This is a genomic window from Roseomonas sp. HF4 (genome assembly GCF_005222755.1).
Taxonomy (GTDB): Bacteria; Pseudomonadota; Alphaproteobacteria; order Acetobacterales; family Acetobacteraceae; genus Neoroseomonas.
In genome coordinates, this window is sequence record NZ_STGD01000009.1 from 88,341 (window position 1) to 104,253 (window position 15,913).

8 protein-coding genes are annotated in these 15,913 nt (G+C 77.7%); 5 read left to right on the forward strand and 3 right to left on the reverse strand.

Annotated features, from left to right (window positions below; genetic code table 11):
- Nucleotides 1-31 precede the first annotated feature (31 nt).
- The 5 genes from E8M80_RS14860 to E8M80_RS14880 all read left to right on the forward strand — a co-directional run bounded on the left by E8M80_RS14860 (nucleotide 32) and on the right by E8M80_RS14880 (nucleotide 6,040).
- On the forward strand, nucleotides 32-1,930 hold the full coding sequence (locus E8M80_RS14860; RefSeq protein WP_137126486.1) for a beta-3-deoxy-D-manno-oct-2-ulosonic acid transferase: 1,899 nt from the start codon (nucleotides 32-34) through the stop codon (nucleotides 1,928-1,930).
- Nucleotides 1,927-3,159: a capsule biosynthesis protein gene (locus E8M80_RS14865; protein WP_137126487.1), complete on the forward strand. Its 1,233-nt coding sequence runs from the start codon at nucleotides 1,927-1,929 to the stop codon at nucleotides 3,157-3,159. Before E8M80_RS14860 ends, E8M80_RS14865 begins: the two co-directional genes overlap by 4 nt.
- Nucleotides 3,156-3,938, forward strand: a complete 783-nt coding sequence (locus tag E8M80_RS14870; RefSeq protein ID WP_137126488.1) for an SDR family oxidoreductase — start codon at nucleotides 3,156-3,158, stop codon at nucleotides 3,936-3,938. The genes E8M80_RS14865 and E8M80_RS14870 overlap by 4 nt, the downstream gene beginning before the upstream one ends.
- 145 nt (nucleotides 3,939-4,083) lie before the next feature.
- Nucleotides 4,084-5,487, forward strand: coding sequence for an LTA synthase family protein (locus tag E8M80_RS14875; RefSeq protein ID WP_137126489.1), 1,404 nt, complete (start codon nucleotides 4,084-4,086; stop codon nucleotides 5,485-5,487).
- A complete protein-coding gene (locus E8M80_RS14880) occupies nucleotides 5,480-6,040 on the forward strand; it encodes an N-acetyltransferase (RefSeq protein ID WP_137126490.1) in 561 nt (186 codons plus the stop codon). Before E8M80_RS14875 ends, E8M80_RS14880 begins: the two co-directional genes overlap by 8 nt.
- Here E8M80_RS14880 and E8M80_RS14885 read toward each other — a convergent pair.
- Genes E8M80_RS14885 through E8M80_RS14895 form a run of 3 tightly spaced genes read right to left on the reverse strand, consistent with a single transcriptional unit; the run spans nucleotide 6,024 to nucleotide 15,863 of the window.
- Complete coding sequence (locus E8M80_RS14885) at nucleotides 6,024-7,343, reverse strand: aminotransferase class I/II-fold pyridoxal phosphate-dependent enzyme (protein WP_137126491.1); 1,320 nt, start codon at nucleotides 7,341-7,343, stop codon at nucleotides 6,024-6,026. The genes E8M80_RS14880 and E8M80_RS14885 overlap by 17 nt on opposite strands.
- Entirely contained in the window at nucleotides 7,340-14,521 is a 7,182-nt protein-coding gene (locus tag E8M80_RS14890) for a type I polyketide synthase (RefSeq protein ID WP_170979434.1), read from the reverse strand. The genes E8M80_RS14885 and E8M80_RS14890 overlap by 4 nt, the downstream gene beginning before the upstream one ends.
- A 31-nt stretch (nucleotides 14,522-14,552) precedes the next feature.
- Entirely contained in the window at nucleotides 14,553-15,863 is a 1,311-nt protein-coding gene (locus tag E8M80_RS14895) for a glycosyltransferase family 1 protein (RefSeq protein WP_137126493.1), read from the reverse strand.
- Nucleotides 15,864-15,913: the final 50 nt, after the last annotated feature.

The window sequence follows — 15,913 nt, forward strand, 5'->3', positions numbered from 1 at the left end:
AAAGGTTATGCCGCGGCAGGATAACAGAGCATTGCAACCAGAGCGTGCAGCCCCCGATGGGCCTGGCAGCCTCTTCGCCCCGCATGCCCTGCTGCGGCGCTGGCCCCATCTGCCGGCCTTCTGGCCCGGCCGGGCCGTCCGCCCGCCGCCGCCGCTGCCCGATGCCCGCGACCTGCTCGCCCTCGAGGTGGGGGGCCCGGTGCCCGCCGGATGGCCCGGTCGCGTGCTGCGGCTCGACGCCGGGCCTTTCGCGCCGACCTGCTTTGGCACGCGCATGGTGCCCCCGGTCCTGTTCGCCGCCGAATCCGACGACCCTGTCGCCGCCGCCCTGGCCGCCCCGCCTGGCGCCGCCGCGCGCGACCGCGCCGCGGCGCTCCGCCCCCTGCTGCGGGCCGCGCGGGCCGGCGGCGCGCCCGGCCTGCCCGACCCCGGCCCTGCTGCGCTCGGCTGCGCGCCGGGGGAGGCGGTGCTGCTCCTTGACCCCTGCGATCCCGCCCGGGCCGAGGCGGCGGCGGCGCTGGCTGAGGCGGCCCGGGGCCGGGGCGGCCGCGTCCTCGCCATCCGCGACCCGGCGATGCCGCCCGCCGCCCGGCCGGTGCTGGCCGGAACGCTCGACCGCCGCGTGTCGCCCTGGACGCTGATCGACGCGGCGGCCGAGATCCACGCGCTGCCGGGGCCGACCGCGCGGCTGGCGACGCTGGCGGGCGTGCCCGTGCTCGGGTCGGGGGCGGTGGCGGACGGAATCGGGCTGCTGGCCGCCCTGGTCGGGGCCGCGCGCTGCGCCGACCCGGTGCGCGCCAGCCCCTGCACGATGGAGGAGGCGCTCGGCCTGCTTGCCGACTGGCGGCGCCAGGAGACGGCGAATCGCGGCATCGCGGTCTGCCTCGGCATGGCCTTCTGGAAGCGCCGCCGGATGGCCGCCGCGCTCGCCTCCGCCGCCGGCCCGCCGGCCTTCGCCCGCGGCACCGGGGCGGCGCTGGCCGAGGCCGCGCGCCGCGGCGGAGCCGTTGCGGTCTGGGCCAGCCGCGCGCCGGCCGACCTGCTGCCCCGCGCGCGTGCCGCCGGCGTGCCGGTGGCCTGGGTGGAGGACGGCTTCGTGCGCTCGGCCGGGCTCGGCGCCGGCTTCCTGCCGGCGGCCTCGATCAGCGTCGATTCGCGGCGGCCCTACTACGACCCGACGGGCCCCTCGGACCTCGAGGTGATGCTCGCGACCGCCGAGGTGCCGCCCGCGCTGCGCGCCCGCGCGGCGGCGCTGCGCGCGGCGCTGCTCGCCCGCGGCATCACCAAGTACAACCTCGGCGGCAGAGCGCCCGCGCTGCCCGCCACGCCGGGCCGCCGGCGCATCCTGGTCCCGGGCCAGGTGGAGGACGACCTGTCGGTGCTGCGCGGCGCGGCGCCGCCGGTCGCGGGCAACCTCGACTTGCTGCGCGCCGTTCGTGCCCTGCACCCGGACGCCTTCATCGCCTTCAAGCCGCATCCGGATGTCGAGGCCGGCTACCGTCGCGGCGCCGTGCCCGCGGCCGAGGCGGCCGCTCTGGCCGACATCGTGCTCGACCGCGCGCCGATGGCGCCGCTGCTCGACCAGGTGGAGGAGGTGCACACCATCACCTCGCTCACCGGCTTCGAGGCGCTGCTGCGCGGCCGCGCCGTGACCTGCTGGGGCCGCCCCTTCTACGCCGGCTGGGGGCTGACCCTGGACCGCGCGCCGATCCCGCGCCGCACCCGCCGCCTCGACCTCGACGAAATGGTGGCCATCGCGCTGATCCTCTTCCCGCGCTACCTGGACCCGGTGACCGAACTGCCCTGCCCGCCGGAAGCCCTGCTCGAGCGCCTCGGCCAGCCCCAGGCCTGGCGGGGCGGCGCGCTGGCGCGGCTGCGTCGCTGGCAGGGCCGGGCCATGGCGCGCCTCCTGCCGGGGCGCGGCCCATGAGCGGGCGCTCCTTCCTGTTCCTCCAGGGGCTCGCGACGCATGTCTTCGCGCGCCTTGGGGATGCGCTGGCCGCACGCGGCCACGCGGTGCACCGGGTCAACCTCAATGCCGGGGACCGCCTGTTCTGGCGCCGCCCGACCGCGACCGACTTCACCGGCCCCGCCGCCGACTGGCCCGGCTGGCTCGCGGCCCTGGTCGAGGCGCGGGGCGTCACGGACCTGGTCATGTTCGGCGACGGCCGCCCCTTTCACGTCGAGGCGATCGCGCTGGCGCGGAAGCGCGGCCTGCGCGCCTGGATCTTCGAGGAAGCCTATCTCCGCCCCGGCTACGTGACGCTCGAGGAAGGTGGCGTGAACGCGCGGTCCCCCCTGCCGCGCGACCCGGCGCGCATCCGGGCGCTGGCCGCCGGGCTGCCGCCTGCGGCGCCCGAGACGCTCTCGGGCGGGTCCTTCCTCCGGCGTGCCACGGACGATGTCCGCTACAACATCGCGAATGCGATGGGGCGCGGCCGCTTCCCGCACTGGCGCACGCACCGGCAGTGGAACCCCTTCCACGAATATGCCGGCTGGGCGCTGCGCGGGGCGTTGCGGCCGGTCCGCCGGGCGCAGGCGGCGCGGCGCCTGGCTGGCGTCGAGGGCTGGGCGGGCCCGGTCTTCGTGCTGCCGCTGCAGCTCGAGGGCGACTTCCAATTGCGCCTCCATTCGCCCTTCCCTGGGCTCGGCGCGGTCATCGAGACCGTGCTCGCCTCCTTCGCCGCCCATGCGCCGCGCGATGCGCTGCTCGCGGTGAAGGGCCATCCGCTCGACAACGGGCTGACGGATTGGGGGCGCGTCGCGCTCGGGCATGCGCGCCGGCTCGGCGTCGCGGATCGCGTCGCCTGGCTGCCGGAACTGCCCTTCACGCCCGTCCTGGCCCCGGCCGCGGGGCTGGTCACCGTGAACAGCACGGCGGGGCTGCAGGCGCTGCGGGAAGGCAAGCCGGTCGTGGTGCTGGGCGAGGCGCTCTACGACATGCCGGGTCTGACCTTCCGGCACGGGCTCGACCGCTTCTGGACCGAGCGCACGGCGCCCGACATGACGCTGGTCGATGCGCTCCGCCGCGTGCTCGCCGCGCACTGCCTGGTGCGCGGCGGCCTGTTCAGCGAGGACGCGATGAACGAGGCCGTGGCCAACGCCGTGCCGCGGCTCGAGGCCGCCTGCCCCTTCGCGCTCGACCGGGCGGCGGAGTGACCGCGCCGCCGCGCAGCATCCTCGTGACCGGCGCATCGCGCGGGCTCGGCGCCGCGCTGGCCGAGGGCTTCGCCGCGCCGGGCGTGGCGCTGCGGCTGGTCGCGCGCGGCCCGGAAGGTCTGGCGGCGACCGCCGCGCGCTGCGCCGCCCGTGGCGCCGAGGTCGAGACCGCCGCGATCGACGTCCGCGACGGCGCCGCGATGGCCGCGCGGCTGCTCGCCTGGGATGCCGCGCGGCCCTTCGACTGCGTCGTCGCCAATGCCGGCATCTCGCGCGGGATCGCGCCCGATGGCACGTGGGAAGGCCTGGATGGCGCGACGCTGCAGGTCGCGGTCAACCTCATCGGCGCGATGCACACGGTCGAGCCGCTGCTGCCCGGCCTGCGCGCGCGACGTGAAGGGCGGATCGCGCTGGTCGCCTCGCTCGCCGCCTATCGCGGCCTGCCGGATGCGCCGGGCTATGCGGCCTCCAAGGCGGGGCTGCGCGCCTATGGGGAGGGGCTGCGCGCCGCGCTGGCACCCGCCGGCCTGCGCGTGACGGTCGTGCTGCCCGGCTTCTTCGACAGCGCCATGGGTGCCCGCTGGATCGGCGCGCGGCCGATGGCGATGGACCTCGACGCCGCGGCCGCGCGCACGCGGCGCGCCATCCTGCGCGGCGCGCGCCGCGCATCCTTCCCGCTGCCGCTCGCGCTGCTGCTGCGCGTGCTCGATGCCCTGCCGGCCGGGCTCTCGGACCGGGCGGTGCGGCGGCTGCGCTTCCGCATCGCGCCCGAGCCGTGACATCGAACGCACCAAGGTCCGTCTTGCGGCCTGAAGGGCCGAGGCCGCGACTGCGGCCCGCCGGTTGTCCGGCGCAGCCAAGGGCCGCGGATGCGGCCCGCCCGGCGTCTGAGGGGCGCGAAGGTGAAACCTTCGTGCGCCAAGCATGAGCCAGGCGCTGCACATCCTGGCCGGCGCGGCACTGCCGCTGACCTTCTGGTGGCTGCTGAGGCGCGGCGCGGGCGCGCGGCTGTCGGCCTGGACGCTGCTGGATGGGGCGCCGGTTGCGGCGGCCTTCCTGGCGCTGCTGGCGCTGACGGCGCGGCCGGTGCTGGCCGGCGGGCTGGTCGGCGCCGCCTGCCTGCTGCTGGTGGTGGCCGACTGGGCGAAGCGCCGCACGCTGGGCGAGCCGCTGGTCTTCGCCGATGGCGGGCTGCTCGGCCAGGTGGCGCGGCATCCGCGCTTCTACCTGCCCTTCATCCCGCGCTGGGTGCTGGCGGCGGAGGCGGTGCTGGGCGCCGCCGCGCTTATCGCCGCGCTCGCGCTGGAGCCGCCGCTGGCGCTCGGCGAGGCCAGGCGGGCGGCGCTGCTGCTGGGCGCGGTCGTGGTCCTGGCGCCGGTGCTGCGCCCGCCCGTGCCGGCCGCCCTGGCGCGGGACCCGGCGCGGGATGCGATGGCCTTCGGGCCCTTCGCGACCTTCGCGCTGCATGCCCGCGTCGCGGCGCGCGAGCGGTCGGCGCGGCGCGCCGCGCATCCGCCGGCGCCCGCCATCGCGCGGCCGGGCGCGGCGCGGCCGCATCTCGTGCTGCTGCAGCTCGAATCCTTCTGCGATCCGCGGCGCTTCGGGCGCGCGCAGGCACTGCCGGCCTGGGATGCGCTGGGCGCGGCGGCGCTGCTGCGCGGACGGCTCGCGGTGCCGGGCTTCGGCGCCAATACGATGCGCACGGAATTCGTGGTGCTGACGGGGCTTGCCGATGCCGCGCTCGGGCTCGACCGGCTGAACCCCTATTTCCGCTTCGCGCGCCGGCCGGTCGGCTCGCTGGCCTGGGCGCTGCGCGGCGCGGGCTGGAGCACGGCCTGCCTGCACCCGTTCGATGCGCGATTCTTCGGCCGCGACCGCGTGCTGCCCGCGCTTGGCTTCGAACGCTTCCTGGCGGCGCCCGAGTTCGGGGACGCGCCGCGGGAGGGCGGGCTCGTCACCGATGCCGCGCTCGGGCAGCGCCTGGCGGAGGAACTCGCGGCGGCGTCCGGCCCCACGCTCCTCTACGCCATCAGCGTCGCGGCGCATGGCCCCTGGCCGGGACCCGACCCCGCCGCCGCCTGGGCCGCGCGCATGGCGGCGACGGATGCGATGCTGGGCCGGCTGGCCGATGCGGCGCGCGGCATCGGCCGGCCGGTCGCGATCGCGGCCTTCGGCGACCACCGGCCGGCCCTGCCGGCGATGCGAGGCGGCACGGACACGGACTTCCTGATCTGGCGGAGCGACCGGCCGGGGGAGGGCGCGCACCGCGACCTCGACGCCGCCGCCTTCCATGCGGCGGTGCGGGACGCGGTGCTGGCCGATGGCTGACCCGTTGGCCGCGACGCTCGCCGCCGCCTTCGCGGCCGACCCGCTGATGGCGCATGCGCTGCCCGACGCCGCGGCGCGCGCGCGGCGCCTGCCCCGGCTGTTCGGCGCCGTGCTGCGCGCGTGTCGCGTCGCCGGCGGCGTCGCGGCGGTCGGCGATGGCGCCGCGGTCGCCGGCTGGCGGCGCGGCGACGCGGTGCCCGCGCCGGCCGCGCTGCTGCTGCGCTCGGGCCTGGTCCTGGCGCCCGCGCTCATCGGCCCCGGGGCGACGCGCCGGCTGATGGCGCAGGAGAGCGCCTGCGAGGCCGCCATCCGCGAGGGCTTCGGCGCCGCGCCCTTCGCCTATCTCTGGGCGATCGGCGTGGCGCCGGCGCGGCAGGGGCAGGGGCTGGGCGCCGAGATGCTGACGCAGGCGCTCGCCGCCCTGCCCGACCGCCGCTGGGTGCTGAAGACCGAGCGCGAGGAGGTGCTGCCCTTCTACGCCCGCGCGGGCTTCGCGCCCGTCCGGCGCATCACGCCGGAGGGCGGCATCCCGGCGATCATCCTGGCGCGGTGACCTCGGCCGGGCGGGCGCCCGCCATCGCGGCCGCCAGCGCGGCCACGGTCGCGCGCAGCTGCGCCTCCGTATGCTCGGACGACAGGAAGAAGCGCAGCCGTGCCGCGCTGTCCGGCACCGCGGGGTAGAGGATGGGCTGCACGTTGATGCCGGCTTCGAACAGCGCCTGCGACAGCCGCGCCGCGGCCACCGAGGACCCCACGATGACCGGCACGATGGCCAGCCCCGCCGAGGTGCCGGTGTCGAGCCCGGCCTCGCGCGCGAGCCGCCGGAACAGCGCGGCATTTCCCTGCAGCCGCGCGACGCGCTCCGGCTCCGCGTGCAGGATGCGCAGCGATTCCAGCGCCGCCGCCGCCAGGGCGGGCGCGAGGCCCACGGAATAGACGAAGCCTGGCGCGGAATGCTTGAGCCAGGCGACGAGGTCGGCGTTGCCCGCGATGTAGCCGCCGCAGCCCGACAGCGTCTTGGACAGCGTGCCCATCCAGATGTCGACTTCGCGCGCATCGACGCCGAAATGCTCGTGGATGCCGCGGCCGGCCGCGCCGACCACGCCCATGCCGTGCGCCTCGTCGACCATGAGCCAGGCGTCGTGGCGGCGCGCCAGCTCGATGAAGCGGGGCAGGTCGGGGATGTCGCCGTCCATCGAGTAGTGGCCCTCGATGACCACGAGCGCGCGCCGCGCGCCGCGCCGCGCGGCGGCCAGTTCGCGTTCCGCCGCGCGCCAGTCGTTGTGCGCGAAGGCGATGCGCCGCGCACCCGACAGCCGCGCGCCCTCGGCGCAGGAATTGTGGATGGCGGCATCGTGCAGGATCAGGTCGCGCGGCCCCATCAGGTGGCCGAGCACCGTCACGTTCGTCGCGTGGCCCGACACGAAGGCGAGTGCGGCATCGACGCCGTAATGCGCCGCGAGCGCCGCCTCCAGCTGCCCGTGCACGGGCCTTTCGCCCGAGACCATGCGCGACGCCGAGGCCGAGACGCCGTGCCGCGCCATCGCCGCGCGCGCCGCCGCGATGACGCGCGCATCCCCGTTCAGGCCGAGGTAGTTGTACGACCCGAAATTGATGACCTCGCGGTTGCCGATCACGCTGGTCGCGCCGGCGATGCCCTCATGCGGGCGGAAGAAGGGGTTCTCGAGGCCGAGCGCGCCGGCGGCCTCGCGGATCATCTCCATGTCGCGCTGGCCGGGCAGTTCGCGGAAGGCGCGCGCGGCGCCGGGCGCGGGTCCCGCGTCTTCCTTCCGCTTCGACAGGCGCTGCAGCAGCGCGAGCCGCGCGGTGGCCGACAGGCCGAAGCCCTGGCTCATTCCCCGGCCTCCACCACGGCGGGTTCGTAGGCTTCCATCAGCGCCTGCACCGCCTCGTCCGTCCTGTCCTCAAGCACCACGCCGGCGATGCGGTTGGCAAGCACGGCGAGGGTGAGGTCCTCGGTCACGGCGGCGAGGGGCACCTGCACGCCGAGCCGTCGCTCCAGCGCCATGCGCAACTCGAGCCCGCCCAGGCTGTCGAGCCCGAGCCCCGCCACCGGCGCATCGGCGCCTACGCTGCCGGCTGGCAGGCGGAGGATGCGCGCGATCTCCTCCTGCGCCAGGCGCAGCAGGCGGGCGCGCGCTTCCTCGGGCGGCAGGGCGCGCAGTTCTGCGCGCAGCTCCGCACCCTCCGCCGCCAACTCGGGCGCCGCGCGCACCGCGGCATAGGCGGGTTCGCGCAGGATCGGCAGCGCGGCGGACAGCCCGCCCCAGGCGACGCGCGCGAGGTGCACGACCGGCACCCCGGCGCCGAGCAGCGCGGGCAGCGCGGCCAGCGCCTCCTCGGCCGGCATCGGGGCGACGCCGGTGCGGCGTTCCAGCGTCTCGGCGGTCGCGGCGTCGCGCGCCAGCACGCCGGCATCGGCGATCGGCCCCCAGCCGACGGCCAGCGCCACGCGCCCGTCCGCATGGCGGCGCCGCGCGATTGCCTCGAGCGCGGCATTGGCGGCGACGTAGTTCGCCTGGCCCGGATTGCCGAAGGCCGTGGTGGCCGAGGAGAACAGCAGGAACAGATGCAGCGGGTCCTCGCGCGTCAGCGCGTCCAGATGCTCCGCCGCCCGTTCCTTGGGGTCGAGCGCGACCGCGAAGCGCGCCGCGTCCATCGTCGCCGAGGCACCGTCGGCGAAGGCGGCGGCGGCATGCACCACGCCGCGGATCGGCGGGCCCTCGCGCCGCAGCCGCGCAAGCAGCGCCGCCAGCGCGGCATGGTCGGCCGCGTCGCAGGCCTCGATGCGGACGCGCGCGCCGAGCGCGGCCAGCCGCCGCTCCGCCGCCGCCGCGCCGGGCGTCGCGACGCCGCGGCGCGAGACGAGCACGACATGCGCCGCACCGTTCGCCGCGAGCCAGGTCGCGCAGGCCAGCCCGAAGCCCTGGGTCCCGCCGATGATCACGTAGGTGCCACCGGCCTCCGGCGCCCAGGCCGGCGCGGCGGCGCCGGTGGCGGCCGGCGGGCGGATCACGAGCTTGCCGATATGGGCGGAGGCCTGCAGGCGGCGGAAGGCGGCCTCGGCCTCCTCCGGCGCGAAGACCGCGTGCGGCAGCGGCAGCAGCGCCCCTTCGGCCAGCCGCGCCGCGATGTCCGCCAGCAGCGCCTGCGCGAGTTCGGGCTTCGCGCGCGGCAGCGCATCCGCATCCACCGCGAAGTAGGACACGTTGCGCCTGAGCGGCCGGAGCGCCGCGCGCCGGTTCTCGACGAAGTCGCGCTTGCCGAGTTCGATGAACCGCCCGAAGGGCGCCATCAGCCCGAGGGTGCGCTCCATCGCCTCCCCGGCCAGGGAATTCAGCGCGACATCGACGCCATCGGGCCAGGCTGCGCGGAGCACGTCGGCGAAGCCGGCGTCGCGGCTGTCGAGCACGATCTCCGCCCCCGCCAGGCGCAGGAAGGCGCGCTTCTCGGCGCTGCCCGCCGTGGCCGCGACGCGCGCGCCCGCCGCCAGCGCCACCTGCAGTGCGGCAAGGCCGACGCCGCCTGCTCCGCCATGGATCAGCACGCGTTCCCCGGGGCGGATCCGCGCCAGTGTCTCGAGCGCATAGGCCGCGGTCAGGAAGGCGACGGGCACGGTGGCCGCCGCCTCGGGCGACAGGCCGTCCGGCAGCGGTGCCAGCGCCTCGGCGCGCGTCAGGGCGTGGGATGCGAAGGCGGCGGGGGCGAAGCCGAACACCGCCTGGCCCGGCCGGAGGGCGACGCCCGGCCCCACGGCCTCCACCACGCCCGCGCATTCCATGCCGAGCGTCGGGCCGGCGAAGCCGTCCATCAGCGCGTCCTCGGGCAGCAGGCCCTGCGCCCACATCAGGTCGCGGAAATTCAGACCGGCAGCGAGCACGCGAAGCCGCACCTCCCCCGCGCCGGGTGCGGGCAGGGCGGGCTGCGGCGCCCAGCCAAGCGTGCCGATCTGGCCTGGCTGGCCGATCGCGAGCCGCGCCGCGCCGGACGCGGGCGCCGCCGGCAGGCCGGGCAGCAGGCGCGGCACGCGGCGCGACCCGGCCGAGATCTCGACCTCCGGCGTCGCCGCGCCCAGTTCGGCCGCGAGCCGCCGCGCCGCCGCCTCCGGCCCGAGCGCCGGGTCCAGGGTGATGCGCCGGGGCGCCAGGCCCGGAATTTCGTTCGCCAGCACGCGGCCGAGGCCCGCCAGCGCACCCGCCGCGGCCGGCGTGCCGGCGCCGACCAGCACGAAGCCGGATGCCGCGCCGTCCGACGCCTCGGCCAGGCGGGTCGCGGCGGCGAGCGTCCCGGGCAGCGGGTCGTCGGCGGCCAGCACGACGACCAGGCTGCCCTGGAGGTCGCGCGGGGCCGGCGTCGCGGCCAGCGCCTGCTGCTGCACCCGGTGGCCTTCGGCGCGCAGCGCGGCCTCCAGCGCCGCCGCAAGCGGCATCGCTCCCGGCGTGGCGGCGAGCAGGACGCGCCGCGGCGCGGCCGCCACCGGCAGCACGAGCGACGGCGCGCGCGTCGCGAGCAGCAGGGCGGGCCAGGGCGCGGCCGAGAGCGGCAGTGCCTCCGGCGCTTCGAACCCGGCTTCCGACAATGCGTGGCGCCAGGTGACGGCGTCGGGCAGCGCGCCCTCGCCACTCGCCCACCAGGCGGGATCCTGGCCGCAGGCGAAGTCCCAGAGGCGGCCGGGCGCGGGCTCGGCCAGGAGCACGAGCCCGCCCGGCGCGGCGAGGCCCCGCAGCGACCGCGCCAGCGCTGTGCCGTGCCGCTGCCGCGCACCGGCCGCGAGGCCGATCACGAGGTCGGCCGGCTCCCCCTGCGGCGCGTCCGGCGCGGTCCAGAGCAGGTCGATCCCCTCGGCGGCCAGCGGCGCTGCGCCGGCCCGCGCGTCCCCGGACGCGCGATACGCGACCTGCCGGCCGCTGGCGGCCAGCGCCGCCAGGGCGCGGCGCGTCAGCGCGCCGCCGGCGCCCAGTTCCAGGACGCGGAGCGGCCGCCCTTCCGGCCAGGCGGCGGCAAGCGCGCCGATCGCGGCGGCCATCACCTCGGCCAGCCGCTCGAAGGCGCCGCTGTCGGGCGGCTGCGGGGCGGCGGCGACGGCCTCCCCGGCCAGCGCGGCGGGCAGCGTCTCTGCCGCGCGGGCGAGCCACGCCATGTCGAGCGCGAGGCGCGGCTGTTCGGCCAGCACCGCGCGCCAGATCCCGGCCGGAGGCGGCAAGGGCTGGCCCTCGGCGACGCGCCAGCCGGCGGCGGTTTCCTCGGCGAGGCCGGTTTCGGCCAGCGCGCGCCAGAGCGCCTGGCGGTAGGGCCCGGCCAGCGGCGGCGCCGCGGGCAGCGCGGCCAGGGCGGCGGCGGCGGCGAAGCCTTCCAGCAGCAGCGCCGCCTCGGTCAGGTCGGCGGGGGCATCGGCGGCGCGGGCGGCTTCCAGCGCGGCGTCGGCGTCGGCCGGCGCGGCGGTGGCGGGCAGCGGCGGCGCCGGCACGGGGTCGAGCCGGAAGGCCATGCCGGCCGTGCCCGCCCGGCCGGGCAGGGCCAACCGCTGCAGCCAGACATCGGCGCAGGTCGCGACAAGCCCGCCCTCGGCATCGCGGAGCGCCAGGTCGGCGGCGAGGAAGCGCGTCCCGTGCCGGGTCACCGTCAGGTCGGCGGTGGCCGGCAGCGCGGCGCCGCGGCGGGCGGCCAGCCGGCCGATCCGTACGGGCACGAGGCTCTCGCCCGCGTCCCGCGCGGCGCCGGCGAGCAGCGCGACCAGACCCTGCAGCGCGCCGTCGAGCAGCACGGGATGAAGAAGGAAACCGTCCGGCTGCGGCGCCGTCTCGGGCAGGCGGAGCATCACGCGGCCCGCTTGCGTCCCGGCCAGCACGCGCTCCACCGGCCGGAAGGCCGGTCCATAGTCGAGGCCGCAGCGGGCGGCCAGCGCCACCACCTCGACCCCCGGCACCTCGCGCCCGCCCGGCGCTGACGGCGCGGGCGCGGGGGGCAGGCGGGGCAGCGCGCCGATCCGCGCGCGCGCGGCCGGGCTCCAGGGTTCCTCTGCCAGGCGACGGCGGCTGTCGAGGGCGAAGGCGCCCTCGGCATCGGCGGTGACGCGGGTCTCGCGGCCGCGCCCGGGCTCGATCGGGACGGGGCGGAGGATGGCGAGGTCCGTGACCTCGAGCACGGCCGCGTCGGGGTGCAGCGCGGCAGCGGCGGCGAGCGCCATCTCCGCCATGGCGGCGGCGGGCAGCACCACCTCCCCCAGCAGCCGGTGGTCGTCGAGCCAGGGGTCGAGCGCGGCATCGAGCAGGCCGTGCCAGCGCCCGGGCTCGGCGCCGGCGCGGATGCCGAGCAGCCTGTGGTCGCGCTGCGGGTCGGTCAGCCGCGCGCTCTCGACCGTGCGGGGGAACCAGATGTGGGTCCGCGCGAAGGGCGTGAGCGGCAGGTCGCGCGCGGCGGCGCCCGCGAAGGGTTTCGCCCCGCGCGGGTCGGCGCCGCGCGCCGTGGCGCGGTCGGCGATGGCGGGGAACGGGTCGCCGGCCGCGTCCCGGCGCGTGAGGCTCGCCAGGATCGCGGCCTCGACCCCGTCCTCGCGCAGGCTCTCGCGCAGGTAGGATTGCAGGACGGGCGCGGGGCCGATCTCGAGGAAAAGGCGCGCGCCGGTGGCGGCGGCGGCGCGCGCGGCGTCGCCGAAGCGGACGGGCGCGCGCAGGTTCCGCCACCAGTAGGCGGCGCCCGCGTCCCGGCCATCCAGCACCGCGCCATCGACCGAGGAGACCATGGGCAGCCGCCCGGCCTGTGTCGCCAGCGCCGCGAGGTCGGCCAGCAGCGCGTCGCGCACCGGCTCCATCGCCGCGGCGTGGAAGGCGTAGTCGAGGTCGAGCGGCACGGCGCTGATGCGCGCCTCCCCCGCCGCGGCGCAGAGCCGTTCGATGGCCGCCGCCGGGCCGGCCACGGTGATCGCGGCGGGGCCGTTCACGGCGGCGATCTCGAGCCCCGGCCCGGCGGCGGCGAGCAGCGGTTCCGCCTCGGCCGGTGAGCACCCGATCGCGGCCATGCGCCCGGCGCCGCGCGTCGCGTGCTGGTGGCGGCTGCGCGCGACGATCAGCCGCGCGGCCTCCTCCATCGGCAGGATGCCGGCGCACCAGGCGGCCGCGACCTCGCCGACGGAATGGCCGAGCACGATTCCGGGCACGATGCCGTGTTCCGCCAGCGCGCCGACCACGCCCGCCTGCACGGCGAACAGCAGCGGCTGCGCGACGTCGGTGGCGGCGAGCGCCTCGGCGCCGACGCCCCGCCGGAGCAGCGCATGGGGCGACCAGCCGAGCAGCGGCGCCAGCGCGCGGTCCGCCTTGCGGAGCGCGGCGCGGAAGGCGGGCGAGGCCGCCAGCGCCGCCTGCGCCATGCCGGCATGCTGCGCGCCGTTGCCGGAAAAGACGAAGGCGAGGCCGCCGCGCACGGCCTCCCCCTGCTCGGAGCCGGGCACGGCGGTCCCCGCCTGCCAGGCGGTGATCGCGCCGGCCAGCGCATCGCCGTCGGCGCCGCGCAGCACGAGCCGATGTGGCGCGAGGTCGCGGTTGCGCGCCACGCCGCGCGCGAGCATCGCGCAGCGCGCCGCATCGGTGCCGGGCAGGCGGTCGCGCCAGCGTGCCGCGAGCAGGCGAAGCTGCGCCTCGGACCGCGCCGAGAGGATCAGCGGGGGCAGGCCGCGGCCCGGCGCGGGCCGTCGCACCGCGGCCTCCGGCGCGCGGCCCAGAAGCACGGTCGCGTTGGTGCCGCCGAAGCCGAAGGAATTCACGCCGACCACCGCATCCGGCGCGACCACGGCGGGGGTGAGGGAGGTCGCGACGGCCAGGTTCAGCCCGTCGAAGTCGATCTCGGGGTTGGGCTTGGCGAAATGCAGGGAGGGCGGCACGGCGCCGCGCTCGAGCATGAGCATGGCCTTGAGCAGCCCGGCCATGCCCGAGCCGGCCTCCAGGTGGCCGATGTTCGTCTTGACCGAGCCGATCGGCAGCGGCGCGGCGCGGCGCTGCGCGATGGTGGTGCCGATCGCCCAGGTCTCGGCCGGGTCGCCGACGCGCGTGCCGGTGCCATGCGCCTCGAAGGCCAGGAAGCGGTCGGGGGCGACGCCGGCGCGGGCGATCACGCGCTCCATCAATGCGGCCTGCGCCGCGCGGTCGGGCAGCGAGAGGCCGATGGTGCGCCCCGCCGCATTGGCGCCGCTGCCCAGCAGCACGGCGCGGATGCGGGCCCCGTCCGCCTGCGCGTCGGCGAGGCGCCGCAGCACGACCACGCCCGCGCCCTCGGCCCGGACGTAGCCGTCCGCCGCCGCGTCGAAGGCGCGGCAGCGCCCGGTGGGGGAGAGCATGCCCGCGCGCGAGAACCCGATGAAGGAATAGGGCGAGAGCAGCATGCTGACGCCGCCCACCACCGCCGCTTCCAGGGCGGGGTCGGCCTCGAGCGCCCGTGCCGCGAGGTCGAGCGCGACGAGCGAGGAGGAGCAGGCCGTGTCCACCGTCTGCGCCGGGCCGCGCAGGTCGAAGACGTTGCCGATCCGGTTGGCCAGGATCGACAGCGCGTTGCCGGTCATGAAGAAGCGGTCGGCCGCCGCCGGGTCGGCCAGGCGGAGTTCGGCGTAGTCGGTCGAGGAACCGCCCATGAAGACCGCGATGTTGCGGCCGGCGATGCGTTCGGCCGGCCAGCCGGCATCCTCCAGCGCCTCGGCGGCCACCTCCAGCAGCAGGCGCTGCTGCGGGTCCATCTCGGCGGCCTCGCGCGGGGACAGGCCGAAGGCCATCGGATCGAAGCCGGCGGCATCGCCGATCGTGCCGGCGGCGAAGGTGTAGGCGCGGCCCGGCTCGCCCCGGCGCGGGTGCAGCCAGCGCGCCTGGTCGAAGCGATCGGCGGGGACCGTGGTGACGGCGTCCCGCCCCTCGGCCAGCAGCGTCCAGAAGGCGTCGAGGTCGGCGGCGCCGGGCAGCCGGCAGGCGGCGCCGAGGATGGCGACGCCCCCGGCCTCGCGACGCGGGCGGGGCCGCCCCGCCGCTCGCATCAGCCCGTCCCGGAAGGGAGGCGGCGGGACCTCATTGCGCGCCGACCGGATCGGCGACCAGCGGCTCATGCGCGCGGTCGGCGGGCATGGCGGGCCTGCGGGCGGGAATGGCTTGGCGGAGCGGCGCGGCGGCGCGGTCCACCACCTCATCCAGCAGGGCATCGACGGCGGTGAAGTGGTCTTCCCAGCGGGGCGCCGACCACTGCGCGAGCCGTGCGACCTGCGCCGCGCGGGACCGGCTGCCCGGGGCGGCGTAGTCGAGCACCATGCGCCGCCAGCCGGCGCCGTCGAGCGGGTCGAGGTATTCCGGCACCTCGCCGCCCACTTCCCGCAGCGCCGGCAGGTCCGAGCAGATGGCCGGCGCGCCGAGCGCCAGCGCCTCGGCCAGCGGCAGGCCGTAGCCCTCGGCGAAGGAGGGGAACAGAAGCGCGCGGCTGCCGGCGAGCAGGCCGGCGACCTCCGGGTCGGACAGCGAGCCCGCTTCCTCCACCAGGCCGCGCAGCAGGGTGCAGCGGTCGAGCAGGTCGACCACGTTCTCGTTCTCCCAGCCGCGGCGGCCGACGAGGACGAGGCGCGGCGCGGCCGGGCCCCACTTCGCCGCGAAGTCGCGCCAGAGATGCAGGAGCAGCATGTGGTTCTTGCGCGGCTCGATCGTGCCGATCGCGACGAAATAGGGCGTGCCGCCGCCCGCGGCCGAGTCGGGCCGCATGGGATCGATCCCGAGCGGGGCCACGAGCACCGGCGGGCAGGATGCCTGGCGGACGAGGTGCGGCTTCAGCACGGCGGCGGTCGCGCCGGAATTGACGATGATGCCGTCGGCGAGCGCCGCGACGGTCGCGAGGCGCTGCAGGTGCTGCATCGCGACGCCCGGCCGGGCATATTCGGGATGGGTGGCCGGGATGAGGTCGTGCACCAGGGGCACGAAGGCGGCGCCGGCGCGGCGCAGCGCATCGATCGGCCCCGGTTCCTCCATCAGCCGGTGGGAGACGAGGAGGAAGGCGCTGCGTCGCTCGCGCGCCAGGGTCGCGTCGAGCTGGCTGCGACCGCGGCCGATCGCCAGCCGCGCGAGGGCGAGAAGTCCCGTCCGGCGCGCCGCGCGGCGCGCGGCGGCGGCATCGGCGCCGCCCGACCAGGCGGCGTGCAACTGGCCCGCGAGGTCGGCGACGATGCCGCGCGGCAGCGCCGCATAGCCGCCGCGCGGGGCGCGCGCGACGAAGGTGACGGCGTCCTGCGGCGCGGCGAGCCAGCGCCGGGCATAGGCGACTTCGACGCGATCGATTCCCGAGGGGGCGCGGCGCCGCGGACAGCCGAGGAAGCGCGAGACATCCAGCAGAACGTGCAAAGCGTGCCCCCTTGGTTCCCTTCGGCCGGTCCGACGACCGATCCAGCCCT